The 25,491-nt window shown below is 55.4% G+C and carries 25 protein-coding genes; 9 read left to right on the forward strand and 16 right to left on the reverse strand.

The features are described from left to right. The first annotated feature begins 128 nt into the window (after window positions 1–128). The 3 genes from purD to M2418_RS07590 all read left to right on the forward strand — a co-directional run bounded on the left by purD (window position 129) and on the right by M2418_RS07590 (window position 4,387). A complete protein-coding gene (purD, locus tag M2418_RS07580) occupies window positions 129–1,400 on the forward strand; it encodes a phosphoribosylamine--glycine ligase (RefSeq protein WP_259145761.1) in 1,272 nt (423 codons plus the stop codon). A gap of 107 nt (window positions 1,401–1,507) precedes the next feature. After that, window positions 1,508–1,981, forward strand: coding sequence for a plant virulence effector HPE1-like domain-containing protein (locus M2418_RS07585; RefSeq protein WP_250983205.1), 474 nt, complete (start codon window positions 1,508–1,510; stop codon window positions 1,979–1,981). Between the two features lie 573 nt (window positions 1,982–2,554). Then, on the forward strand, window positions 2,555–4,387 hold the full coding sequence (locus M2418_RS07590) for a methyl-accepting chemotaxis protein (RefSeq protein ID WP_250983206.1): 1,833 nt from the start codon (window positions 2,555–2,557) through the stop codon (window positions 4,385–4,387). Window positions 4,388–4,471: 84 nt separating this feature from the next. Here M2418_RS07590 and M2418_RS07595 read toward each other — a convergent pair whose 3' ends face one another. The 12 genes from M2418_RS07595 to M2418_RS07650 form a co-directional block, all read right to left on the reverse strand. Then, on the reverse strand, window positions 4,472–4,945 hold the full coding sequence (locus M2418_RS07595) for a VOC family protein (RefSeq protein WP_250983207.1): 474 nt from the start codon (window positions 4,943–4,945) through the stop codon (window positions 4,472–4,474). A gap of 98 nt (window positions 4,946–5,043) precedes the next feature. After that, window positions 5,044–5,529, reverse strand: a complete 486-nt coding sequence (locus tag M2418_RS07600; protein WP_259145763.1) for a DUF523 domain-containing protein — start codon at window positions 5,527–5,529, stop codon at window positions 5,044–5,046. 14 nt (window positions 5,530–5,543) lie between these two features. Further along, complete coding sequence (gene glyS / locus M2418_RS07605; protein WP_259145765.1) at window positions 5,544–7,697, reverse strand: glycine--tRNA ligase subunit beta; 2,154 nt, start codon at window positions 7,695–7,697, stop codon at window positions 5,544–5,546. A 166-nt stretch (window positions 7,698–7,863) separates the two neighbouring features. After that, a complete protein-coding gene (locus tag M2418_RS07610) occupies window positions 7,864–9,024 on the reverse strand; it encodes a DUF2207 family protein (protein ID WP_250983209.1) in 1,161 nt (386 codons plus the stop codon). A 37-nt stretch (window positions 9,025–9,061) separates the two neighbouring features. Next, complete coding sequence (locus tag M2418_RS07615) at window positions 9,062–10,990, reverse strand: DUF2207 domain-containing protein (protein WP_259145767.1); 1,929 nt, start codon at window positions 10,988–10,990, stop codon at window positions 9,062–9,064. Between the two features lie 26 nt (window positions 10,991–11,016). After that, window positions 11,017–12,267 (reverse strand): 3-phosphoshikimate 1-carboxyvinyltransferase, encoded by a 1,251-nt coding sequence (gene aroA, locus M2418_RS07620; protein ID WP_259145769.1) that lies wholly within the window; start codon window positions 12,265–12,267, stop codon window positions 11,017–11,019. 52 nt (window positions 12,268–12,319) lie between these two features. After that, a complete protein-coding gene (locus M2418_RS07625; protein WP_250983674.1) occupies window positions 12,320–12,871 on the reverse strand; it encodes a LemA family protein in 552 nt (183 codons plus the stop codon). Window positions 12,872–13,026: 155 nt separating this feature from the next. Then, entirely contained in the window at window positions 13,027–13,959 is a 933-nt protein-coding gene (locus M2418_RS07630; protein ID WP_192487848.1) for a glycine--tRNA ligase subunit alpha, read from the reverse strand. Between the two features lie 196 nt (window positions 13,960–14,155). Continuing rightward, the gene (locus tag M2418_RS07635; protein ID WP_250983673.1) at window positions 14,156–14,350 is read right to left on the reverse strand and encodes a hypothetical protein; all 195 of its coding nucleotides are present in this window, start codon (window positions 14,348–14,350) and stop codon (window positions 14,156–14,158) included. A gap of 121 nt (window positions 14,351–14,471) precedes the next feature. After that, a complete protein-coding gene (locus M2418_RS07640; protein ID WP_259145771.1) occupies window positions 14,472–15,329 on the reverse strand; it encodes a S49 family peptidase in 858 nt (285 codons plus the stop codon). Window positions 15,330–15,476: 147 nt separating this feature from the next. Further along, complete coding sequence (locus M2418_RS07645) at window positions 15,477–16,268, reverse strand: tRNA1(Val) (adenine(37)-N6)-methyltransferase (protein WP_259145773.1); 792 nt, start codon at window positions 16,266–16,268, stop codon at window positions 15,477–15,479. Window positions 16,269–16,276: 8 nt separating this feature from the next. Further along, complete coding sequence (locus M2418_RS07650) at window positions 16,277–16,507, reverse strand: DUF2007 domain-containing protein (protein WP_192487125.1); 231 nt, start codon at window positions 16,505–16,507, stop codon at window positions 16,277–16,279. A 108-nt stretch (window positions 16,508–16,615) separates the two neighbouring features. Between M2418_RS07650 and M2418_RS07655 the strand changes: the two genes are divergently transcribed. The 4 genes from M2418_RS07655 to moaB all read left to right on the forward strand — a co-directional run bounded on the left by M2418_RS07655 (window position 16,616) and on the right by moaB (window position 21,093). Further along, window positions 16,616–17,632 (forward strand): polyprenyl synthetase family protein, encoded by a 1,017-nt coding sequence (locus M2418_RS07655; RefSeq protein WP_192487124.1) that lies wholly within the window; start codon window positions 16,616–16,618, stop codon window positions 17,630–17,632. A gap of 184 nt (window positions 17,633–17,816) precedes the next feature. Continuing rightward, window positions 17,817–19,640: a tetratricopeptide repeat protein gene (locus M2418_RS07660; protein ID WP_259145775.1), complete on the forward strand. Its 1,824-nt coding sequence runs from the start codon at window positions 17,817–17,819 to the stop codon at window positions 19,638–19,640. A gap of 8 nt (window positions 19,641–19,648) precedes the next feature. Next, window positions 19,649–20,560, forward strand: coding sequence for a 4-(cytidine 5'-diphospho)-2-C-methyl-D-erythritol kinase (locus M2418_RS07665; RefSeq protein ID WP_259145777.1), 912 nt, complete (start codon window positions 19,649–19,651; stop codon window positions 20,558–20,560). Continuing rightward, window positions 20,557–21,093 (forward strand): molybdenum cofactor biosynthesis protein B, encoded by a 537-nt coding sequence (gene moaB, locus M2418_RS07670; protein WP_259145778.1) that lies wholly within the window; start codon window positions 20,557–20,559, stop codon window positions 21,091–21,093. Before M2418_RS07665 ends, moaB begins: the two co-directional genes overlap by 4 nt. A gap of 14 nt (window positions 21,094–21,107) precedes the next feature. Here moaB and M2418_RS07675 read toward each other — a convergent pair whose 3' ends face one another. Next, a complete protein-coding gene (locus M2418_RS07675; RefSeq protein ID WP_259145779.1) occupies window positions 21,108–21,635 on the reverse strand; it encodes a glycosyl transferase in 528 nt (175 codons plus the stop codon). 306 nt (window positions 21,636–21,941) lie between these two features. Here M2418_RS07675 and M2418_RS07680 point away from each other — a divergent pair, with 306 nt between their 5' ends. After that, on the forward strand, window positions 21,942–23,099 hold the full coding sequence (locus M2418_RS07680) for a PA0069 family radical SAM protein (protein WP_259145781.1): 1,158 nt from the start codon (window positions 21,942–21,944) through the stop codon (window positions 23,097–23,099). Window positions 23,100–23,159: 60 nt separating this feature from the next. On the opposite strand, the gene M2418_RS07685 is transcribed toward M2418_RS07680, so the two are convergent. Then, the gene (locus M2418_RS07685) at window positions 23,160–23,351 is read right to left on the reverse strand and encodes a hypothetical protein (protein ID WP_250983664.1); all 192 of its coding nucleotides are present in this window, start codon (window positions 23,349–23,351) and stop codon (window positions 23,160–23,162) included. Window positions 23,352–23,366: 15 nt separating this feature from the next. Here M2418_RS07685 and M2418_RS07690 point away from each other — a divergent pair, with 15 nt between their 5' ends. Continuing rightward, window positions 23,367–24,020, forward strand: coding sequence for a ribonuclease HII (locus tag M2418_RS07690; RefSeq protein WP_250983663.1), 654 nt, complete (start codon window positions 23,367–23,369; stop codon window positions 24,018–24,020). Between the two features lie 314 nt (window positions 24,021–24,334). Here the strand turns inward: M2418_RS07690 and M2418_RS07695 are convergent, their stop codons facing one another. After that, on the reverse strand, window positions 24,335–24,820 hold the full coding sequence (locus M2418_RS07695) for a F0F1 ATP synthase subunit B (protein ID WP_259145784.1): 486 nt from the start codon (window positions 24,818–24,820) through the stop codon (window positions 24,335–24,337). Between the two features lies 1 nt (window position 24,821). Then, window positions 24,822–25,415 (reverse strand): F0F1 ATP synthase subunit B, encoded by a 594-nt coding sequence (locus tag M2418_RS07700; RefSeq protein ID WP_192487115.1) that lies wholly within the window; start codon window positions 25,413–25,415, stop codon window positions 24,822–24,824. Window positions 25,416–25,491: the final 76 nt, after the last annotated feature.

The raw sequence follows: 25,491 nt of genomic DNA on the forward strand, positions 1-25,491 counted from the left end.
AACAGTTGGTGTTAAAGGCCACAGAAGGCGGATATGCGGGAACAAACAGGCCGGAAGGACAGCTTTCTCCTTGACCTTTCTCCCCCCTGCCCTTAACGCCGCAGAAACGAGATTACAGGGGTGAGACCATGAAAGTTCTGTTGATCGGTTCTGGCGGACGCGAACATGCCTTGGCGTGGAAAATCGCCCAGTCCCCCCTGCTGGCCACACTCTATGCGGCACCCGGCAATCCAGGCATTGCGGACCATGCGACGCTGGTGTCTCTCAACGTTGAAGACCACGCTGCGGTCATTGCGTTCGCCAAGGAAAAGGCGATTGACTTTGTCATCGTTGGCCCTGAGGCTCCGCTTGTTGCAGGTTTGGCGGATGATCTGCGTGATGCAGGTATTGCCACTTTCGGCCCCTCCAAGGCGGCGGCCCAACTCGAAGGCTCCAAGGGCTTCACCAAGGACCTCTGCGCCCGTTACGATATTCCAACCGGCGCCTACCAGCGTTTCAAGGAAGCAGAACCGGCCAAGGCCTATGTGCGCGAACAGGGTGCACCCATCGTCATCAAGGCCGACGGACTTGCCGCTGGCAAGGGCGTGACGGTGGCGATGACCGAAGCCGAGGCGCTTTCCGCCATTGACGATTGTTTTGATGGCGCCTTCGGTGCTGCCGGCGCAGAAGTGGTTGTTGAAGCATTTCTGGATGGTGAAGAAGCAAGTTTCTTCTGCCTTTCGGATGGCAAGACGGCGCTGGCGCTGGCAACAGCACAGGACCACAAGCGCGTTGGCGATGGTGACACCGGCCCGAACACCGGCGGCATGGGTGCCTATTCCCCTGCTCCGGTCATGACAGCTGACATGGTTGACCGCACCATGAAGGAAATCATCGAGCCGACCATTCACGGCATGGCCAAGGACGGCCATCCGTTCAGCGGTGTGTTTTTCGCCGGGCTGATGATCACAAAAAAAGGCCCCGAACTGATCGAATATAATGTGCGTTTCGGCGATCCCGAATGCCAGGTCCTGATGATGCGCCTGAAGAGCGATCTGCTGCCTATTCTCTACGCCACGGCCACCGGCACGCTGGACAAGGTGACAGCAGAGTGGATCGACGACACCGCACTAACAGTCGTTCTGGCATCAAAGGGTTATCCGGCAGCCTATGAAAAGAACACACCCATCGTCGCCATTCCCCAGGCTGACGAAGGCGCAAAGGTGTTTCATGCCGGCACAGCGCTTAAGGACGGCCAGTTGGTTGCCACCGGCGGTCGCGTGCTGAACGTCACGGCAACCGGCAAAACGGCGAGCGAAGCGCAGCGTCGTGCCTATGACCTGCTTTCCAAGGTCGAATGGGACAATGGCTTCTGCCGCAAGGATATTGGCTGGTTGGCGATTGCCCGCGAACAGGGCTGATAAGCTGTCGCCCTGACAGGTTATTCGTTCAATATTTACCAATTTTACTGACCGGACGGAAAGGAAGTCCGGTTACTATACTTCTTCGAATGAAGGAGTATTGGCCCATGCGTTATTTTGTTTCGGTTGCATTGTTTGCACTGACAAGCCATGCCGCTATGGCTTCCTCGATCGAGGTCATTGACCATGACCGCACAGACAACAAGAGCATTATCAACCTGCGTTGCGGGTCTTGCCCTCCCCTGAAGGAGAAGGTGACGGCTAGCCAGTATGTTGCGCCATCGCTGCAATCCGGCGTTCAGAAAACCGAAATCCGTGATGTGAACGGCACAAAGGAAATGTTCCGCACCGAAGCATGGCTGGGCGGTTCGCCCGTTGTCTACGTGAGCACAGCCAAGACCTGGATGCCAGCGGAAGATAGCGGCACAACGCTGGCTGCCACGAAGGACGGCCCCGAACACGCACCTGATGGCATTGATTTCGAGGCGACAACGACCTCAATCAGTAAACCACAGCCACCTGTTGCGGCTTCTACCGTGACAAAACCCGATTTCAGCAATTTTTCGCTGCGCTTGAACTAACAGACACGATCAGCGATCGGCCCTTGAGGCCTGTTTCACCCGCTTGGCAACAACAGGCGGGTGTTTTTATGCGCATGTCTTTCTGCCAGCTGGGCTTTGAGCTGCGATCAGCCGATGCAGATTTACGCAACCAGTAGCGGATTGTGAACCAGCGCACTGCCAGCCATCGCGTTAACTATTTGTCTTTTGTCAGATTTCTTTCGCATCCCCGAAGCGGGGTTTGGCGCAACATATATTTAAAACTCAACTGCGGGGAGTTTTATTATTAGCGACAAGCCACCATGTATTAATATGTAGTATTTATGACAGACGCAGAAAAATGCTCGCTTTGGTTTTATTTTTATTTGTCATCAACTTAATCATACTGAATAACGACATCATAATACTCGTCTCTTGAAGCGATTTCCCCCACACCAACTGCTCAATTAAATATTTATTCAACAATATGTATTTTTTTAATGCATGGTTGTGCGATGCAGCATGATGACCAGTGCAGAATGCGCTCCCCCTTTTTTTAGATCTTGCCCCACCGCTTCATGAGACGCGGTGCCGCAAAAAGCGCGATGAGTAGATATGAAAAATCTTCCGATTTCCCGACAGTTGCTATTGTTGGTCATCACCCTGATGATCGCATTTGCCGGTGCAACATATTATCAGATCAGCTCTTCCGCGAATGCGATCTATGAAGAGCGGTACAACATGCTGCGCACGCAGGTTCAGTCTGCAGTCTCTATTCTCAAAGAGTACCACGCCAAGGAACAAGCAGGCACTTTGACGACCGAGGAAGCCAAGAAGCAGGCTTTTGAAGTCGTTTCCGCTATCCGATACACGCCGGATGGTTATCTGTTCGGTTATGACTACGACGTGAAGATGGTGTTCCACCCAGAAGCAAAACGCGTTGGCCAGAACTACAAGGGCCAGCCGGACAGCAAGGGTTACCAGTATCGCGACGAGCTGGTAAAGCTTGGCCGCGCTGGTGGTGGCCAAACCGACTTTTACGGTCCAAAACCTGGCCTAGAAGGCTCCTTCCTGAAAAGCTCCTATGCGCTGGCTTTTGAACCTTGGCAGCTGGTCGTGGTAACCGGCGTTTATGTCGACGATCTTCAGGCACAGGTTCGCGCTGAAATCTTCAAGGCATTGTCGCTTGGCATCGCCGTTCTGGTGCTTGGTATCGGTGCAGCACTTTATGTCATTCGTGGCATTTCCCAGCCGTTGGCCGATATTCACAAGGCACTGGGTGAAGTTGCCAACGAAAATGTCGCCATCGACATTCCGCACACCACCATGACCAATGAAGTGGGCATGATGGCCAAGGCAACCGCATCGCTGCAGCAGAAGGTTCGTGAACGCCACGCCATGGTCGAGCGCCAGGAACAGCAGCAGCGCGAACTAAATACAGAGCGCCAGAACAACCTTGATATGCAGCGCAGCGAAGCTGAACTGCAGGCGCATGTCGTCACCATCATCGGCCAGTCGCTTGAAAAGCTGGCAAAGGGCGATCTGACCGTTCGTTGTGGTGATCTTGGCCCGCGTTATGCGGATCTGCGCAGCAACTTCAACGAAGCCCTGACGCATCTTGATGCTGCCATGGCCAAGGTGAACGCCAAGAGCATCGACATTGGCGGCTCGAAGGAAGAAATCCGCAAGGCATCGAATGAACTGTCCCAGCGTACCGAGCTTCAGGCTGCAAACCTTGAAGAAACCTCCGCTGCCCTCGACCAACTGACTGTGGCCGTTCGCCAGACCGCAGAAGGTGCACATGAAGCCGCCAAGCGCGTTACCGCAATCAGCGGTGAAGCAAGCCGTAGCGACCTCGTTGTCGAGCAGGCCATTGGCGCGATGAGCGGCATTGAGCAGTCCTCGGATGAAATCTCCAAGATCATCGGCGTGATTGACGACATCGCCTTCCAGACCAACCTTCTGGCGCTGAATGCCGGTGTTGAGGCGGCACGCGCTGGTGAAGCAGGCAAGGGCTTTGCCGTCGTGGCACAGGAAGTGCGTGAGCTGGCTCAGAAATCTGCGGCTGCGGCCAAGGAAATCAAAGACCAGATCGCCCGCTCGTCCGGTCAGGTTGAAAACGGTGTTCGTCTTGTTGGCGAGGCCGGCGATGCATTGAAGCGTATTTCCGACCAGATCAAATCGGCCAATGAGATTGTCACCAAGATTGCCCATTCGGCGTCCGAGCAGGATACGACACTGAGGTCCATTTCGTCCTCGCTGAACCAGCTTGACGCAGCCACCCAGCACAATGCCGCCATGGCGGAAGAAACCACGGCGTCGGCTGAAGCCCTTGCCGTGGATACGGAAGAGCTGCTGACGCTGATCCGCACCTTCCGAGTGTCCGCCTCGTCCAACGCTTCCGGCAGCCTCTATGGCATGGGAGAGCAGATGCGCCGGGCAAGCTAAGGTCGCGATAGACAATCAGATAAGACAAAACGCCGGAGATCAGTCTCCGGCGTTTTTATTTGGGCCATGTCCCTCGGCCATATCTCAGCCGCGACGGGCGGCCTCAATTTTTGCCACGTCGATCTTTTTCATGGTCATCATGGCATCAAAGGCACGTTTTGCTTCAGCTCCACCAGCGGCCATCGCCTGCATCAGAACACGTGGGGTTATCTGCCAGGAGATACCCCATTTGTCCTTGCACCAGCCGCACTCACTTTCCTGCCCGCCATTACCGATAATGGCGTTCCAGTAAAGGTCGGTTTCTTCCTGATCGTCTGTGGCGATCTGGAATGAAAAAGCCTCATTATGTTTGAAGACCGGTCCTCCATTCAGACCAACGCACTGCACGCCAGCGACGGTAAACTCGACCATCAACACATCGCCTTCGTGGCCTGATGGGTAATCACTCGGCGCGCGATAGACCTTGCCCACCACGCTATCCGGGAAAAGTTCGGCATAAAAACGCGCGGCTTGTTCCGCCTCGCTTTCATACCAGAGACAGATCGTATTCTTAGCCATGCTCGTTTCCTCCCGATTGACCACCTCCTCAGGCATAGAATGCGTAGCAAAGCCTAACGTTCCTCGAGACATCGGAGATGGCAGCGCCGGATCATTTTTTACTCGGTCAGTTGGACGAGTTGTGCAATCTGGTCGTGGGAGAAAATTGAGATGCCCGCTTTTGCAAGAAGAGCGGCGGTTATGCCGTTGCCGGCATGTTTCAGGCCGGAAAACGAGCCATCGTAAATGGCAATCGAACCACAGGAAGGGCTGCCATCGATCAGCAAGGCATAGTCGCAGCCACTATCCTGCGCGAAAGCCAGCGCCTTTTGCGCACCGCGAATGAATTCGGCCGTCACATCACCACCGGTGATTTCCAGCACGCGGGCACGGCCCTCAAGCACATCGAGACCGGAGGCACCATTTTCTATTTCAGCAGGAGGACGGGGAACGGGCATTCCACCTGCCATTTCCGGACAGATGGACACAAGACGCCCTTCATTTTTCCAGCGTTCTATCGCCGGATGGGAAAGCAGCTTTCCCTTACCGTCATACCGTACGGCATGGCCCAGAAGGCAGGCGCTGATGAGGATTTTCCCGCCCACCAGACGCCCCTTTATCAGCCAGTGATTTTCGAGAAGTCGGCAACAGTGCCGGTTGCTTCACGAATAGCCTTCAGCAATGCCAGACGGTTGGCGCGGATCGCCGCATCTTCATCGTTGACGAGAACGTCTTCGAAGAATTTATCGACCGGCGCACGCAGCGTTGACAGCGCCTGCATGGCAGAACGGAAGTCCTCGCCTGCAACAGCCTTGGCGGCATCAGCAGAGGCTGTTTTTATTGCAGCATAAAGCGCCTTTTCAGCATCAAGCTTCAACAGTTCGTCTGCCACGCCATCGGCAACCACGGTGCCCTTCTTTTCTTCCGCAGCCAGAAGCTGGGTGGCGCGCTTTGTGCCCGCGAGAAGGTTGATACCGTCTTGATCGGTGATGAATGCCGTCAGCGCTTCAACGCGGCGCGCAACCATCAAGAGATCGTCCGATTCCGGTGTCAGAACCGCGTCAATCAGATCGTAACGGGCACCGAGATCACGCAGATATACCTTCAGGCGGTCATGGAAGAACGACAGGAGGTCCGGGTCCTTGATGACGGAAAGCAGCGGCAAGCGAACATTGCGTTCCATGATGATGCGCACGACACCAAGTGCTGCACGACGCAGTGCAAACGGGTCTTTTGAACCGGTTGGCTTTTCATCGATGGCCCAGAACCCTGACAATGTGTCCAGCTTGTCAGCCAGCGCGACAGTCAGCGAAACCTTGTCACGTGGCACGAGGTCGGTCGGGCCCTGCGGCTTCCAATGTTCTTCAATGGCAGCAGCAACGCTTTCGTTTTCGCCCTGTAACAGCGCATATTTGCGGCCCATCAGGCCTTGCAGCTCTGGAAACTCGCCAACAGCTTCGGTGCGCAGGTCGGCCTTGGCCAAAACGACGGCGCGATCGACCAGCGCAGCATCGGCACCGACGATTGGTGCCAGCTGTTTTGCCAGTTGGCGAATGCGGGTTACGCGCTCACCCTGCGTGCCAAGTTTGGCGTGGAAGGTTACGTTGAGCGCGTCCAACTTGGCCATGCGCTGATCAAGCGGCTTGTTGAGGTCGAGGTTGAACTTTTCGGCAGATGCCTTCAGCGTCTCTAGGTCCGGCAGGTTACCCTGGTCGCGAGTCCAGAAGTGCTTGGCATCCGACAGGCGTGCACGCACGACCTTGCCATTGCCATGCATGATTTCCTTGCCACCATCGGTTGCCTGAATGTTGGACACCAGAATGAAGCGGTTCGACAGGCCTTCTTCCGCACCCTGCGGGCGGGTCACGAAACACTTCTGGTTGGTCTTGATGGTCAGACGGATGATTTCTGCCGGGATCTGCAGATAATCTTCCTCAAATGTTCCCATCAGCACCTGTGGCCACTCTACAAGTCCGGACACTTCTTCGAGAAGGCCTTCGTCCTCGACCAGTTCCAGACCGTTGGCGAATGCGATGTCCTTGGCGTCATGTAGGATGAAATCCTTGCGGCGCTCGGCATCGAGAATGACCTTGGCCTTTTCGAGGTTGGAAACATAGTCTTCAAAACGGCGGACAGTGATCGCTTCAGGCGCATGGAAACGGTGACCATAGGTCACGTTGCCGGCAACGATGCCATCGATCTCAAACGGAATGACCTGCGTCTCGTCATGTTCTGGCCCAAAAAGGCAAACGATGGACTGCAACGGGCGCACCCAGCGCAGGCTTTCCGAACCTTTGCCTTCGATGCCGCCGTAGCTCGAACCTTTTGGCATGGAAGCCGGGCCGGAGCGCATGGACTTTGGCCAGGCAAAACCACGAATGATACCCGGCATAACGTCAGCAATGATGTCTTCCGCCGGACGGCCGGGCTTGTTGACCACGGCGATATAGAAGTCACCCTTCTTCGGATCGGAAACGACCTGCGCCTGCGAAATATCGCTCAGACCCGCGCCGCGCAAAAAGCCTTCGATCGCTTTTTCATTGGCGTCGGTGCGTGGACCCTTCTTTTCTTCCCGCACATCGGCGGAACGGGCGTTCAGGCCACGAATGTCCAGCGTCAGGCGACGTGGTGTCCAGTATTCGCGCGCGCCATCATAGGTCAGGCCAGCTTCAACCAGTGCGTCGGTGACGAGCTTTTTCAGGTCACCCGCCGCCTTGCGCTGCATGCGGGCGGGGATTTCCTCGGAGCGGAGTTCAAGCAGAAGATCGGGCATGGGATGAAAACTTTATCTGTTTCAAAAGAGTGTCGCGGACTTAGCAAGCCCAGTGAAAAAAGTCACCACGGCAAACGGTTAAATTACCGACAAGGTAAGGTTTATCTAGCGGATAGAAGCAACCAGCACCATGATCCGGTAAAACTATAGCGAAAAAACCGGCCAATCACTTTTTCTCAGGTTCAGGAACAACGGCTTCAACCCTTTGCGCAAGAGCGGAGGAGAAGTCGACTATCCAGTCACCAAAACATTTTTCGGGGCTACCGCCATACCATGATGGCGCATAGGATGAGGCAACACCTGCGCTGATCAACCAATTTCTGAATTGCTGGCACCAGTTTTTCTCAACACCCAAAGCAACGGCATAAGGCAACATATCCTCAAAATGCGATGCAGACATCAATGGTGCACGGGCCATCACCGCGCGCTCCTTTTCTGACAATTGCAGATAAAGGCTGAAACCTTCAAAGCGCTCCAGTACCGTACGGCCAAGTGGTGTCCGCCCGCCGATCAGGAACAGAGAAGCCACATTTGTGAGAAAAATGCCGCCAATAGCCAAAATTATGGGAGGTAAACCAAGGTCAATAGTGTCCTGCCACACGTCGTGCGGGAAGCTAAGTGCGATATCCCTACACCGGTAGACAACAAACACCAGGATACCAGTTACAAAAATCTTGGCGGCACAACCCGCACGGACTTCAGCCATAAGTCTCCAAATGAATAGGGGAACAAGAATGAAGAAAAAGGGAACAACCACAGAAACGCCAAGGAGTATTTTAAACTGCTCAAAATTAAAGTCGGTCAAAAATACAAAAACACCCAATGACACGATGCTGAGAATGAATCCGAACAGAAAATATGAGGAGTGATCCTCATGATATTGTCCCAAATCTTCGCCTCCCAGCGTCTGGCGAAAATCTTTGACCAACGTGTCAACCGCCCAGCCATTGAACCTGTCGATGGTGAACTCTGACCCTGGATTTGCAATGTGGGAAAGAATGGCCTGTTGGCTGGCCGGCAACTGTTTGTCTTCTGACTTATTGGTGCGGCGGAAAACAATCTCGGTTCCCAGGTCCGTCAGCACAACAAAACCTTTCACCGCGAGTTCGAATATACTGGCAGAAAAGGCCGTGTAGCCTTCCGACGAAAAAGTGTGGTGCGCAAGAAAGTTTGCGCGGACGGGCGACATGTCCTCTGGAACAGACCAATGTGGTCTGATCAAACCTTTCGGCAGGCCAGGGCCAACCTTGAGCCTGACACCGAGATAATAGAGCGCGACAACTGCTATGCAGATGAGTGCCAAAACATATGGTGACGTATCAGCCATTCACAGCCGCCCTTTTGCACTCTTGCGCCGTGCGGAATTACCAGCCGCCGCCACCACCGCCACCACCGCCGCCGCCTGACGAACCACCGCCACCGGAAAAACTGGACGAAGAACTGCTGACCGGTTGCGGGATGGTGGATGCAATGGTTGAGGCCATCGACGAGGAAAAACCTCCGATCCGATCGCCGAAGCCGCCACTATAATTGCCGCCATACCACCCCGGTGCATAGGCCGCCGTAGCGGCACCGGCCGCGGCCGTTACCAGCCATGTTTCAAACGCCCTGCTCCACGGCTTTTCCACACCAAGAGCGACAGCATAGGGCAGCAGCTTCTCGAAATGCGATGGCGACATTTGCGGTGCGCCCGCCATGTTCATGCGGTCTTTTTCAGCCAGTGTGAGATAGATGCGCAATCCCTCGATACCGTCCATCATCTTGCGACCCAATGGCGTTGGAGCGCCCATCAAGAAGATAAACAGGCCATTCAGCAAGGCGATGCCACCCAGAGCGAGAATGATCGGAAACTGCGCGCTGTGACTGAGATCAAACCACATCGCCGACAGGATGCTGGCGAACATGCTGATAGCGGTAAACGCAAAAATCGCACCCACCACAATGCCACCAATCTTTTTCGGAAGGCTGGCGCTGCCGCGAAAGTTCTTGCCAATGATGGTTGCGGCAATGCTGAAAAACACGGCAAAAAATATCCCGATGATAGCCGCCGCAATAACGTTTTCATCGAGATCGCCGAGAATGAGAACCGCCGCGACAAAGGCGATGCTCAGGAACACGCCAAACAGCGTATATCCCGCATTGGAATGGTAATATTTGCCACGATGTTCCTTCTCTATTGCCTGCCTGAACTGACTGCCAACCTGCTCAACCCTTTTGCCATTGGCCTTGTCGATGCGCAGTTCAGCGCCTGGTCCACCGATGTTCTGCAACAGGTTTTTTTGGCCGGTTGGCAGCACAGGATCAGCTTTTTTGTCGGTGCGTCGAATGACGATCGAACTTTTCAAATCGTCGAGAACAACAAAACCCTTGACCGCAAGATCGATGGCGCTGGCGGAAAGCGCTGTCCAGCCTGCGCCTGAAAAGCCATTATTATCGATGTAGTTGACCAGTGCGGGCGAAATGCCCTCCGGCGCATCCCAGCGCGGCACGACCACGCCCTTGGAAGGATCGCGACCCACTGCAAACCAAGCCCGCAGGTAATATAGGGCAACGACAACCAGTCCAACGAGCGACAGCAGATAACCGGCATTGTCACGAAAATACCATTGGCCTTCCTGCCCTGATGACGGCGCGGCAATGGCACCTTTGGGCAGTTTGACGGCGATGGTTATGCCTTCGCCCTCGCTGAAGGCGCGCGTGCTGGAGAAGAACACTTCGTTCCCCTCGGTCATGACCTGAGCATCCGTGCCCGTCTCTCCTGCCGCACCGGTAAAGACCGCCGTTTCGCTGGCTTTCACCGTCGGCGGAAGAACAACTGTTGCGGAAATCTCCTCGATCCGAAACTGCCAGCCATTGCCGGTCACATTCCAGTAAAGCTCGTCATAACCATCGAAATAACGGATCTGCCGGTCTGTCGTGTAGGTGATCTGGTAGGTGTGCTCGCCCGCCTGCAACAAACGGTCGGCGCTGCCGGTGTAAATGCGCATACCGCGGGAGATATTCTCTGTGTGCCAATCTTCCGGCGCACCGTCACGCTCGACCGAGACGACACCAAAATCAACCTTGGTACGCCGTCCCTCAGCGTTCTGCGCATAGAGTGGGAAGTCACGGAAGATACCGCGCTTGATGTCGATACCTTCGGAATTGACCTTGATGGTTTCCGTGACGGTGAGTTCACCGGCAGCGGAAACATCGATAACCGAATGATAGGACTGGATATATTCTTTCGCCATTGCTGGCGAAACGGCCAGAAACAGCAGCAGGCCCAATAGTCGCGCAACAAGGATTTTCATCCGGACCTCCTGCAGTTTTAGCAACTTCAAGCTTCTGTGTATTCAACCCCGAGTGAAGCCAACGCCTTCCAGTAACCGGGATAGGTCTTGCCGACACACAACGGGTTCTGGATGGCGATGCCACCGGTTTTCAAGCCAGCCAGCGCAAAGCTCATGGCAATGCGGTGGTCGTGGAATGTGTCGATGGATGCCGTCACACTCTGTCCCGCCAGTGCAGAATCAGAATGCACGATCAGATCGTCACCTTCCTCATGCGCCAGACCTTCACGAATATTGTTCAGCCCCAGTGACAGGGCACGCACACGATCGCATTCCTTGACGCGCAGGTTGGCGATACCAACGAAACGCACCGGCGTTTTGTTATAGGCAGCGAGAACCGCAATGGTCGGAATGGCATCCTGCATCTGGCTGCCGTCGATAACAGCTGGCAGATTGGGGAACTGCGCAATCACGTCGTAAGCGCGAGCATCTGGCTGTGAGAACTTGTCGGCCGGTGTGCCGATATCGATCTTGCCACCGGTCAGCACTTCTGCACCCCAGAGATAGGTTGCGGCAGATGCATCCGGCTCGATATGGAAGTCGGTTGCGATATAACCGGTTGGCTCAACACGCCAGACAGCGGCACTAACGCGTGTAACCTTTGCCCCAAAAGCTTCCATGGCTGTGACGGTGAGATCGATGTAACCCTTGGCGCCGATTTCCTCGCCGGCCAAAATGATGTCAATCGGTTTACCCGCGCAGGCTGCTGCCATCAGTAGCGCCGACACATATTGGCTGGACAGGTTGGCGTCGATTGTCACCTTGTCGTTGAGGAAGCCTTTTTTGCCGCACACGGTGACCGGCGGGCAGCCGGTTGGGGCATCGGCTTCAACGCCCAGCGAACGCAGAGCATCGACCAGCGGCGTGATCGGACGCTTGCGCATATGTTCGTCGCCATCAACGATGACGGCACCGTCAACCAGCGCGGCAGCGGCCGTCAGGAAGCGGGTGGCCGTGCCTGCATTGCCGAGGAACAGCGGGTTTTCCGGTTGGCTGAGATAGCCATTGCCCTCAACGACAAAGGTCGTTTCGTCAGGCTCGTGAATGGTCACGCCCATGGCGCGCAGCGCGTCTGCCATATAGAGCGTGTCATCGCTTTTGAGAGCGCCGGTCAGCCGGCTGACGCCCTTGGCCAGCCCCGCCAGAAGCAGCACGCGGTTGGTTATCGATTTGGAGCCGGGAGGCTGCACCTTGCCGGTAAGAGGTCTGCCGGGGGGAGTAATCGTCAGTTCTGTCATTTGTATCTCATGGTTTCCCGTATCATCGGGATAACGCCGGGTTGTTGGCGTTTCAGAATTTCACGGAAGGAACGGCGCGGTCTGCTTCGTTGGTGATTTCGAAATAGCTGGCTTTGGTAAAGCCGAAATTGCGCGCTACCAGATTGGACGGAAAGCTTTCCACCTTGACGTTCAGGTCGCGTGCTGCACCGTTATAATACCGGCGTGACATCTGGATTTCGCCCTCAAGCGTTTCAAGGGATGCCTGCAAATCGAGAAAGCCCTGATTGGCTTTCAGGTCGGGATAGGCCTCTGCCAGAGCAAACAGTTTGCCCAGCGCCTGCCCCAGCATGCCTTCCGCCTGCGCACGGCCGGCAACGTCACCGGCGGGTACGGCCTGCGCCTTGTTGCGCAGGGTTATAACTTCTTCGAGGGTGCTTTTTTCATGGGCGGCATACCCCTTCACCGTCTCAATCAGATTGGGGATGAGATCTGCACGGCGCTTGAGCTGGACGTCGATACCCGACCATGCCTCCTCGACCATCTGACGGGATTTGACCAGCCCGTTATAGACGATGACGGCATAGACAAGAACGGCAGCAATAATGGCAAGCGCAGTAAACATTCAGGATACCCCTCTCCTACGTGACCACTGAGATCATGAAGTCCGCTCCCACCCGAGTGGTGCGGCAACTTCATGCTCCAGGTCATTTGCTGCCGGACAATATTCTCTCCTCTAAATATTGTCACTGCTTCTATGCATGCAAACGGTTCGCCCGATCAGGCGGCCTTGTTCCAGTTTGCGCCGCCGGCATCCGTCAGCAGGAATGCTTCACCACAGGCCTTGGCCAGCGTGCGAACCCGCAGGATATAGCTCTGGCGCTCGGTGACCGAGATAACGCCGCGCGCATCCAGCAAGTTGAAGACATGGCTTGCCTTGATGCACTGGTCATAGGCCGGGAACACGCACTTGTGCAGCATGTGGTTATCATGTTCGCCCGGTGCACCAGCGGCGAGAAGTGCCATGCACTCCTGCTCGGCATCGATAAAGTGGCGATGCAGCATCTCGGTGTTGGCGAATTCAAAGTTGTGGCGGGAATATTCCTGCTCTGCCTGAAGGAAGACATCACCGTAGGAAATCTTCTCGTCGCCTTCGCGGCCATTGAAGTTCAAGTCATAAACATTGTCCACGCCCTGCACATACATGGCCAAACGCTCAAGACCGTAGGTCAATTCCCCGGCGACAGGCGAGCACTCGATTCCGCAAACCTGTTGGAAATAGGTGAACTGCGACACTTCCATGCCGTCACACCAGCACTCCCAGCCAAGGCCCCATGCACCAAGCGTCGGGCTTTCCCAATCGTCTTCCACAAAACGGACATCGTGCAGCAACGGGTCGAGACCAATGGCGCGCAGCGAGCCGAGATACAGCTCCTGCAGGTTGGACGGGTTCGGCTTCAGAATGACCTGATACTGGTAATAGTGCTGCAGGCGGTTGGGGTTTTCACCATAACGGCCATCGGACGGGCGGCGCGACGGCTGGACATAGGCAGCCTTCCACGGTTTTGGACCGAGGGCGCGCAATGTCGTAGCCGGGTGAAACGTACCAGCGCCCACTTCCATATCATAAGGCTGCAAAACGGCGCAGCCCTTGTCAGCCCAGTAGTTATGGAGCGTCAGAATGAGCGCCTGAAAAGAACGCTTTGGGTTCATATGATCTGGAACGTCGGTCATGGGATAGGCCAGCACTTGCTTATTTCGGATGCGGACAGGTGCCACGACCGGCGCGACGGGTCAAGGTTTTATGCGCGCCGGACAGAGACGGAACAGCTGATGGCGCTGGTTGCGCACAGGCACAGCCAGCTCTGTCTGTTCAACTGGCGGTAACCATGCGTCGATTGTCTGAAGATCAGGCCTCATCGTCCTTTTTGAGACGATATTCACCGGTTTCCGGGTCCTTGACCAAGGTGCCGGTTGCGCCGGTTTCCTTTTCCTTGCGCTCCTGACGCGAGCGTGCCGCCAGCTTTTCCGCATCGGAGATAAACCGCCGATACAAAAGAAGAGCCCCGCCAATCAGGACCACCAGAAATATAATTTGCGCCATGCTGCGTTCCCCTAGGCACGATTGGCCAAAAGCAGCGGATGAAATTGGCGTTTCCCGCTGCCTTGTCTTTTTGTTTGATGTCGGGCTTTTGAAACAGCCTCACGTTTCGACGCGAAGCGGATTACAGACCGAAACGTCCCCACAATGCCTTTTCTTCAGCCACCTCTGCAAGTCCTGCAACAGAGGCTGCGGCAATGTGTTCCGCGTTCAGCGAGACGCCCGGGATGCGTTTGCCAAAAAGGCTGCGTGCGCCGGTTATCAGCTCCAACTTTACTTTCTTGCCGTAACGGCGACGCAGCACGTCCCGCATGTCGCCAAGCCCATCAATCAGGCCAAGGTCGAGACCACGCATACCAGTCCAGAACAGGCCGGAGAAAATATAGGGATCGTCAGCCAGCTTATCGCCACGACGCATACGCACCATGTCCATGAAAACCTTGTGAATTTCGATCTGCAGGGTTTTCAGATATTCGACATCGCTTTCCTTTTCAGGCTGGAAAGGATCAAGGATCGCCTTGTTTTCACCGGCGGTGTAAACGCGCCGTTCCACACCGATCTTCTTCAGCAGTTCCGGGAAACCGAACCCGCCGGAAACAACGCCGATGGAACCCACAATTGATGTCGGGTCGGCAATGATCTCGTCACCGGCAAGGGCGATCATGTAACCACCGGATGCGGCCACGTCTTCCACAAAAATCAGAACCTTCTTGTCGTTTTCTTCCGCCAGCATGCGAATGCGCTGATAAATCATGCGCGACTGAACCGGCGATCCACCCGGCGAGTTCAAAGAAATCGCGACAACTGGCGCATCCTTGCTGGCAAAGGCTTTTTCAAGCAATGGCGCATAGGTGGCAAGGTTAAGGGCGGGACGGAACTGGCTGCCGCCTGCCATGATAGCCCCATGCATTCTCACAACCGGGATCACAGTCTCCCGTTTGCGAAAACGTTTGGGCAAAAGCCGCCTCAATAAACCTGCCATACACTTGCCTCACTAGTAACATTTGCGGACGCCGCTCTGCGAAAACCGCACCGGTTTTCAGCAAGCATGATGCATCCTGCTCGCGTTTGGTGATGTATGCATCGAAGCGTCAAACGCAATGGCAATGGTTAAAAAAAAGCGCAGTTTTTACGCGCCTTTCAGGGGCTTGCGCGCATAGGCGGCACGGCCGTTACTGAGATCATCCACGAAACTGGAGAAGGCGTGGCCTTCTTCTGCATGCATGACCAGCGCCGCACGGAAGGACAAGCGAGCCCTTGACCCCTTGATGGCGGTCACCAGCACCCGCACGGCATTTTGGCCCGGACGCGGATGAACAAGCGTTATTTCCAACCCGCCAAAACGCTTGCCGCAGGCGCTTATCAACTCACCAACCGATTCTGGTCTGGCAATAAGGGAAAGCTGACCTCCGGGCATAAGCACAGCGGCAGCCGTTCGCAGCCAGTCCTCAAACAATGTTTCCGTCATGGCATGGGCCTGCGCCTTCAGTCCATCCGGCGTGCGCCTGTCCGAGGCGTCATTGAAGGGCGGGTTCATGATCACATGATCAAAATAGTTGTCCCGCAATCCGGCTGCTGCGCGTGCTTTGGCACGCAATGTGACATCGGCCTCATGCACGCAAACGCGGTCCGCAAAATAGGCGTTTTCGGGAAGTTTCAGGCTGCGCTCAGCAAAGACAACCATTTCGTCCGAGCGTTCAAATAAGGAAACCTCTGCCTTTGGCAACCGCGAAGCCACGGCCATGCCAGCGGCACCCGCACCGGCACCAAGATCCGCCACTCTGCACGGTCGGTCATCCGCGACCAGCGAGGCAAGCAACATAGCATCCATGCCGGAACGGTGGCCACGCCCCTTCGGCTGCACCACCAGAAACCGTCCGCGATGAAAAGCATCGATTGTGTCCGCATCGACCTCAGACATCGCTTGCCTCAGGCCTTTTCGTCACGCAATTCAGCACCCAGTCCCGCCTCACGCAGGATGGTACGCGCCTCTTCTGCACGCCCTTCCTCGACAAGAAAACGCCGAGGCAGAAGCCCTAGTGACCCTTCCAATATGCTCATGGATTGGTCTGCTATCATGCAATGAATCCCCGCTTCACTCAAAAGTGTTTCCACGAAGGACAGAAGAACCGCATCGTTTGTGCGGATTATTTCCAGCATATCAACGATAATCCCATAATTTTGAATGCCCAGTGGCAATTCGCCCCTTGCCGCGCAAAGCGCCCCTTTCTATTGTCCAATCGAAATTATGAACAGGAGTCCGGGCCGTTGGGCATCGTCATACCGCTTGAAGAGAGCAAAAACAAACACGCATCCGTAAAACCGCTCGTCGAGCTGACAAAAGCAGACATGGAACGGGTAAACCAGCTTATTCTTTCCAAGGCCGGTTCGGATGTGCAGATGATCCCGGAGGTTGCCAATCATCTGATTTCCTCCGGCGGCAAACGTCTGCGTCCCATGCTTACCCTCGCCTCTGCAGCGATGTTTGGTTATACGGGCGATCATCACATCAAGCTGGCAACAAGCGTCGAGTTCATGCATACGGCCACCCTGCTGCATGATGACGTGGTGGACGAAAGCGACCTGCGCCGCGGCAAGTCCACGGCGCGCACCATATGGGGCAACCAGGCCAGCGTTCTGGTTGGCGACTTCCTGCTTGGTCAGGCCTTCCGCATGATGGTGGAAGTGGGCTCTCTCGATGCTTTGGATGTTCTGTCTACCGCCGCTTCTGTTATCGCCGAAGGCGAAGTGCTACAGCTTTCCGTTGCCAAGAACATGGAAACGACTGAGGACGATTACCTCTCGGTTATACGCGCCAAAACTGCAGCGTTGTTTGCAGCCGCCGCCGAAGTTGGTCCTATTGTGGCCAAAACCACCAAGGCTGAGCGCAATGCACTGAAGTCCTACGGCATGAACCTCGGCCTGGCCTTCCAGCTGGTCGATGACGTTCTCGATTACGGTGGCAAGGCTGCCGACCTTGGCAAAAACGTCGGTGACGATTTCCGTGAGGGCAAGATCACACTTCCGGTCATCCTGTCCTACCGTCGTGGCAGCCCGGAAGAGCGACAATTCTGGAAAAACGCCATTGAAAATGGCGAAAGCTCCAACGAAAACCTCGAAAAAGCCCTCGGCCTGATCGGCAAATATAACGGCCTTTCAGATACGATCACCCGCGCCGTCCACTACGGCACGATTGCACGCGATGCGCTCGCGCCGCTGCCTGAAACACCCTGGAAGTCTGCGCTGATGGAAGTCATCGACTTCTGCATCGAGCGCGTGAACTGAACCGGAAAAACCATCCGGTGTGGTTTTGAACCACCGAGGTGCCTTTTCTCGGAACGTCATTTCTCTGGCAGCCCGCAACCAAAAATCGATTTGGTTGCGGGCCTGCTCCAAAAAAGCCATTCTGTTGTGACGAAGAATGGAAAGTTGTATTTTCAGTGCTTCGGCACCAATCAAGGGTTTCCACATGCGGCGCAAACCAGCATTTCGTTTTCTCTGTGGCGTGGCTTTTGTCGCCTCTCTCACCTTGGGGGCGGTACCGGGAACGGCCAGCGCTGAAACGAAACCTGCGGAAAAAGCCGAAACCTTCGATCCGGCCAGCGTCAACTCATTTTCCGGTGCGTTTCTGGCGGCCCGCACCGCTGACGTCGATCAGGATTACGACACGGCAATTACACTTTACACCAAGGCTCTTGACTTCGATCCGGCCAATTCGGAAATCCGTCAGCGTTTGATGATTGCACAATTGCTGAACGGCAATTTCGATGCAGGTGCAAAAATCGCGGAAAGCCTCAAGAACGATTCGTCCGTCGAGCGGGTGACCTCCATCGTTCGCGCCCTTGATGCGATGCGCAAAAAGGAATTCACGTCGGCTGAAAAGCTGCTGAAATATACCGGCCCGAACGACCTCGACAAAATGGTCAATACGCTGCTGATCGCATGGGCAAATGCCGGTGCGGGCAAAAGCAAGGAAGCCCTTGCCATGATCGATGGCATGAAAGGTCCCGGCTGGTACGCGATTTTCAAAAACTACCATGCAGGTGCCATGGCGCTGGTAGCAGGCAATGTTGAAGTTGCACGCAGCCGACTGAATGCCGCGATCACCGACCGCGAAGGCGGCGCCACCGCTAGCGACACCTATATGCGCGCCGTGATGGCTCTTGCCCGCCTGGAAGCAAAAGCCGGCAACAAACAAAAGGCACTGGATGCCATTTCGGTTGGCGATGATTTTGCCAACAACTATGCGCCGCTGAAGGCCCTGCGCGAAAGCATTGAAAAGGGTGAAAAGCCGGAACAGCAGGTCACCACTGCGACGGAAGGTGCTTCTGCGGTTCTGTTTTCCATTGCCGGCGCGTTGAACCGCGAAGGCGCGGAAGAGATCGTTACTCTCTACCTGCAGATTGCCCATGAACTGGATTCGAAAAGTGCCGATACGCTGATCCTGCTGGGTGGGCTTGCGGAGAACCTCAAGCAGCCGGAACGCGCTATCGAATTTTATTCGAAAGTGCCTGCGACATCGCCGATGCACCGCATTTCGGAGTTGCAGCTTGGTCTTACTCTCGCGCAGACAGGTAAGGTAGATGAAGCCCGCGAACATCTGAAGTCGCTGCTGGCATCTGACCCGAAGGATATTCGCAGTTACCTCGCCTATGGCAGCGTTCTCTCCGATGCCAAAGACTACAAGGCAATGGCTGAGAACTACGACAAAGCCGTTGAAATCCTTGGACCAGTGGCAAAACGTGGTGACTGGGCCGTCTATTTCCAGCGCGGCATTGCCTATGAGCGCCTGAAGGAATGGGATCAGGCCGAGCCGAACTTCAAGAAGGCTCTGGAGCTTAACCCTGAGCAGCCGCAGGTTCTCAACTACCTCGGTTATTCCTGGGTCGATAAAAACCTCAACCTTGATGACGCGATGGACATGATCCGTCGAGCGGTCGAGTTGCGCCCGAATGACGGTTACATCGTCGATTCGCTTGGCTGGGCTCATTACCGTCTTGGCCAGTTTGATGAAGCTGTGGTCGAACTGGAGCGCGCCATTGAGCTGCGCGCTGGTGACCCGACCATCAACGATCACCTTGGCGATGTGTATTGGCGCGTTGGCCGCAAAGTTGAAGCCGTTTACCAGTGGAACCGCGCACTGATTGGCGACAGCGATGACGTCGATAAGGCGAAGGTCAAGGAAAAGATCGCCAACGGCCTGCCGCCGCTGGAAAAGGATGCCGAAAATACGGCCAAAAAGGATGTGAAACCGGAAGAACCGGTTGCTCCTGTGCCTGACAAGAAATCCTGATCAACCGCATGCCAGTTCAGCCTTTTTCCGGAGCGGCGGAGTTTTACGAAACCGCTCCGGCCAAAATCAACCTTGCCCTGCACGTGGTGGGGCAACGGGCAGATCGCTATCATCTGCTGGAAACGCTGGTCACATTCGCTGATGCTGGTGACCAGCTGTCCTTTGTAGCCGACGATGCGGATCGATTTTCAATCTCCGGCCCCTTTTCCGCTGTGCTCGCCAACAATCACGGTTTGGCCGATAATCTGGTGTTGCGTGCACGTGATCTTTTGCGTCAAGCGGTGATCGCCACTGGGCAGCAAGCACCGGCCGTGGCCATTCATCTGGAAAAGAACCTGCCAATTGCGTCGGGCATCGGTGGCGGTTCGGCTGATGCTGCAGCGGCGCTGCGTGGGCTTCTGCGGTTCTGGCGCTGTTCCATCCCCAATGAAACACTTGACACGATTGCCCTGTCGCTTGGTGCCGATGTCCCTATGTGTTTTGCCGGAATGCCGCTGATGGCGCGTGGCATTGGTGAAGAGTTGACCCTGCTACCGCAGCTACCGGCATTTGCCATGGTGCTGGCAAACCCTTTGACAGGTGTCTCAACACCGGAGATTTTCCGCAGGCTGCAGACGAAGAACAATCCGCCCGTTCCAAACGTCTTGCCGCAGAACAACGACGATTGGCAGGCTTTCATCCATAATTTGCGCAATGATCTCGAGGCACCTGCGATTTCAGCCCTACCCGTCATCCAGGATGTGTCAGATCTTTTAAAACAGAATGGTGCCACGCTGGTGCGGATGTCCGGCTCCGGAGCCACCTGTTTCGGGATATTCCCTTCTTTCGAGACGGCACAACAGGCTGAGGCATCACTGGCAGCACAACGACCGGACTGGTACTTCAAGGCAACCATGACAAAACAGGAAGCGCAGCCATGAGCGATACGTCCCGCCCGTTTATCCCGGTCAATATTGCTGTGTTGACAGTTTCTGATACGCGCACGCTGGACAATGACAAGTCCGGTGACACGCTGGTTGCGAGAATAACCGAGGCCGGTCACAGGCTGGCGCACCGCGCCATCGTCGCCGATGATCGCGAAGCGATTTTCAACACGGTGCGTGACTGGACCCTGTCAGAGAGTGTCGATGTGGTGATTACCACCGGGGGCACAGGTTTTACCGGGCGTGACGTGACACCGGAGGCTCTGGAGCCCCTGTTTGAAAAACGCATGGACGGTTTTTCCGAAGTGTTTCACCGCATTTCCTACGACAAGATCGGAACGTCGACAATCCAATCTCGGGCGACTGGTGGTGTGGCCAATGCCACGTATATTTTCGTGCTGCCTGGCTCTCCCGGTGCCTGCAAGGATGCGTGGGACGGCATATTAAAAGCACAACTCGATTACCGTCACATGCCCTGCAACTTCGTGGAGATCATGCCGCGGTTGGATGAACATCTGAAACGCGGGTAATTTTGCAGGGGCCGTTAGCGGCCTTTCCGCGCTTCCGTCACCACCCATGAAGGGATGATCTCCGCACTCAGGCGGCGCAGCTTCAGGCCTTTGGTGAAATGCTCAAGCGCCATGCTGGATTTGGCTAGGCTGACCGCCTGCTTCTTCGGCAAAAGCAGCCCATATTCCAGCGGTTGCGGCTTCTGAAAAAGGCGGCGAAGAAATGGCCGCCGGTAATTGCGCGACGGCGTGAATTTGGCGGGAACCCTGTTCAGCGCCACGTATTCCTGAATGTCTTCAATCCAACCGGTTTGCGGACGCGCTCCCGGCTCCAGCAGCAACAGCCATTCGCCGCGTGCCGATTGTACGATGTCATTGATGTCCCACTCGGCATGAAAGCGGCAACCGGCTGCATCGGCAACATGCGATGATCCATCACGTGAACCATGATCCAAGATGACAACGTCGCTTACCAGTCCTTCGACTGCACCTGATACCAGCGTGGACAAGGTGTGAGCCAACTCAGGTTCTTGATCCCGGCATTCCATGATCACTGTCAGCATGGGTGGTCCCAATCGTCAGCGATTGTGGAAGGTCGTATCGAAGCACTTAAGCCCTGTGAAAGTCGTTCAGTTCTGTTTTGCAAAACCTTGATGGACATCATTTCCATCCGTGGTCTTGCTTCCGAAACCGAACGATCTTCCCTCATGCCGCAGTCCAACCCCTGATGTCCTATGCAACCTAGCATTATCGTATCAGATCATAAATTGCCACAATCTGTTTGTGCATTTTGTTCTTGTATTGTTCTCATGAATGTTTTAGGAATTTAATCATCGAAGCGAAGAGTCGTTTTCGCACGGAGCAACCAGATGACAAACCATATGCTTTCGGGGCAAAGCGCATTCGCGCCTGCCCATACGGCAGATATTGCCAACGCACTTGCAAATGCATCCGGCCTGCGTATCGAAATTGATCGTCGCCGGGGGCGTGGTGCCGGGCTTAACCCATCCGGTCGCTTCGAGACAGAACAGCGCGAAGCCTTTGATGATGGCTGGCAGACACTGGAAGACCTGCCTGCCTTCAAAACCGAGGTGCAGGTTGAAAAGCCACGTTCCATCATCACACGCAATGAATCGCCCGACATTCCCTTTGATCGCTCCATCAATCCTTACCGTGGTTGCGAGCATGGCTGCATCTATTGTTTTGCCCGTCCGACGCACAGCTATATGGGCCTGTCAGCCGGTATCGATTTTGAAGCACGGCTTTTTGCCAAACCCGATGCTGCAAAACTGCTGGAGCGCGAGTTGGCGAAACCCGGTTACAAACCGCGCACACTAGCCATTGGCACAAACACGGATCCCTACCAGCCCATCGAGAGAGAATGGCGCATCATGCGACAGATCCTCGAAGTTCTGGCTGAGGCGGAGCATCCAGTTGCTATCGTGACGAAGTCGGCTCTGGTAACGCGCGATATCGATATTCTCGCTCCATTGGCAAAGAAGAGTCTGGCCAAGGTTGCCTTGTCCGTGACGACGCTGGACAAGAAGCTGGCGCGCTCAATGGAGCCGCGTGCCTCGACGCCGGAAAAGCGGCTTGAAGCCATTAAGGCACTGACCGAGGCAGGCATTCCGACATCCGTCATGGTCGCCCCTGTCATTCCCGCACTGAATGATCACGAGATCGAACGGATTCTCGATTCGGCTAAAGCTGCCGGTGCAACTGAGGCAAGCTACGTATTGTTGCGTCTGCCGCTTGAGGTCAGCCCGCTGTTTCGCGATTGGCTGTTGCGGAATTATCCCGACCGTTACCGCCACGTGATGTCGCTTATTCGCTCGATGCGTGATGGCAAAGATTATGACGCTGAATTTGGTAAGCGCATGAAGGGTGCCGGTCCCTACGCCTGGCAGATCGGCAGACGGTTCGAGATGGCGACCAAACGCCTTGGCATGGTGCGGCGTGGCATCCATTTGCGCGATGACCTGTTCGTTCCTCCGGGAGGTGCTGGCGTGCAGCTTTCGCTTCTCTGAACCGCGTTCCACCTCAGCACAGTCTTCAGCGACTTCAGGACATCCTGGGTCTCTGCCAGATCAAAGGTTGAATGTGTTTGAAAGATATCGTTCGCGTCGTCCCTGCCGCGAACCGATCCCCGGACCGCTTTGTGATGATCCAGCCGCATCTGTCATGACGACAGGGGCCGCCAGCAGAACCACCGTTGCCGCCGCTCGGGTACTTGCTGCAATTATCATCGCACCGGGGCTTGCAGGAGATCGGGTTGGCATGCGAGTTTCCGCCGCATGAAAAAGCGTATGCCTCCCGACTCTCCTGCTCTTTTTGATTTCCAGCTGACTGGACCGGATTTCAGCATTGAGACCGAATGCCAAAAACAAGGTTTCTGGCCAGTTGCCGGAACGGATGAAGCAGGACGTGGCCCCTTGGCCGGTCCGGTGGTGGCAGCAGCAGTCATTCTCGATCCCAACAATATTCCGCCGGGGCTGAACGATTCCAAACAGCTTTCCAAAAGCAAACGGGAAAGCCTTTTCGAACTTATCCTCGAAACCTCAATCGTCTCCATTGCCTCGTCCTCACCGACAAGAATTGACGACATGAATATCTTGCGCGCCAGCCTTGATGCCATGCGTCGGTCAATCCTTGGTCTGACGACATCACCTGCCATCATCCTAGCCGATGGTCGTGACGTACCGCCTGGCATAGCCTGCCCCGGCCGCGCCGTGATCAAGGGCGATGCACGATCCGTCTCGATTGCAGCGGCCTCCATCGTCGCCAAAGTGATGCGAGACAGAATGATGGAGCAGGCTGGAGAACTGTACCCGCATTATGGTTTCGCAGGGCACGCAGGTTACGGCACAGCAGCCCACAGGCAGGCGATTGAACGGCATGGCGCCTGCCCATTGCATCGCATGAGCTTTCGTCCTCTGCGTCAGGATTGAGCTTTCCCGCCTATGCCGCCATGTCTTGATTGAGCAAGGCCGACAGTTATGCCGTGGTGAGACGACCCAAGCCCGAGGTTGCCGGGCAACTCTGATCACAGCGCCAGTATTACTCATTGCAATCGGGAGCGAGCCGGTCAGAGTGGCACTGCCAGAAGGTGGCAATGCAAGACTGCGCAGCCAGCGTTCGGTGTGGCGGTGTCTATGCAACGCCGTCCGATCAACCCTTCTCATGGCCAAGACAGGCGCAGCCGTCGTCCAGATACAAAAAAGCCGGGTTGCCCCGGCCTTTCAAAATTCAAACTGCAATCCGCTTAGTTCAGACGAGATTTGACTTCGCCTACTGCAGACTTGAACAGCTTACCCTGCACAGCAGCGGTAGACTTGTCTGCAATCAGCCTCTCAGAAGCAGCAATCGCGAGATCAACAGCTGCGGAACGAACTGCACCAATGGCGTCGTCTTCAGCCTGCTTGATCTTTTGTTCAGACAGAGCAGTACGGCGTGCGACGAATTCTTCCGTCTTGGCCTTGGCTTCAGCTGTCAGGGCTGCCGCTTCACGCTCGGCCGCAGCAACGATGCTTGCAGCTTCTGCTTCGGCATCCTTGCGCTTGCGCTGATATTCAGCCAGCAGGTGCTGGGCTTCTTCACGCAGACGCTTTGCTTCGTCGAGTTCATTGCGGATATTGTCGGCGCGCTCGTCCAGGGACTTCGCGATCATGCCAGGAACCTTGAGGTAGGCAATCAATACGAAGAAAAGAACAAGACCAACCAGTGCAAAGAATGATGCGTCTAAGGCCATGTTACGCCTCCTTCTTTTCAGAAGCGGCAGCAACAGCCGCCTTGGCATCGGTATCCTTGATTTTGGAACCAATCAGCTGATCAACGATCGCAGTCGTTGTTTCCTCAGCAATGGCACCAACTTCGGCAAATGCCTTTTCCTTGATACCGGCGATACGCTGCTCGGCAGCGGTCAGCTTTTCAGCCAGTTCTGCCTCTACAGCGGCGCGGTCAGCATCGGCCTTAGCCTTGGCTGCGTCACGAGCCGAAGAAGCGATAGAGCTTCCCTTGGCTCTCGCGGCTGCGAGTTCTTTTTCATAGCTTTCAATCGCGGCATCGGCTTCAGCATTCAAACGAGAAGCTTCATCCAGATCCTGCGCTATACGCCCGTGACGGTTTTCAAGAATACCGCCGACGCGGGGTACGATGACCTTTTGCATAAGCACGTAAAAAAGGCCGAACGTAATCGCCAGCCACAAAAGCTGCGAAGCATATGTAGACTGATCGAACGGGGGAAAAACGCCAGAACCGTGTTCAGCACTTTGTGCTACGCCGGTTTCCGTATGCGTTTCACCAGCAGCCGGTGTTGACTCGGCATAAGCCGGGGTCACAAACATGCTTACCTCCAGGTGTACTGCAAATACGAAAGATCACGGCACGCATAAAAAACGCGCCGCGATCAATAAACGTCAC

It is taken from the genome of Rhizobium sp. BIGb0125 (assembly GCF_024810055.1).
Taxonomy (GTDB): Bacteria; Pseudomonadota; Alphaproteobacteria; order Rhizobiales; family Rhizobiaceae; genus Agrobacterium.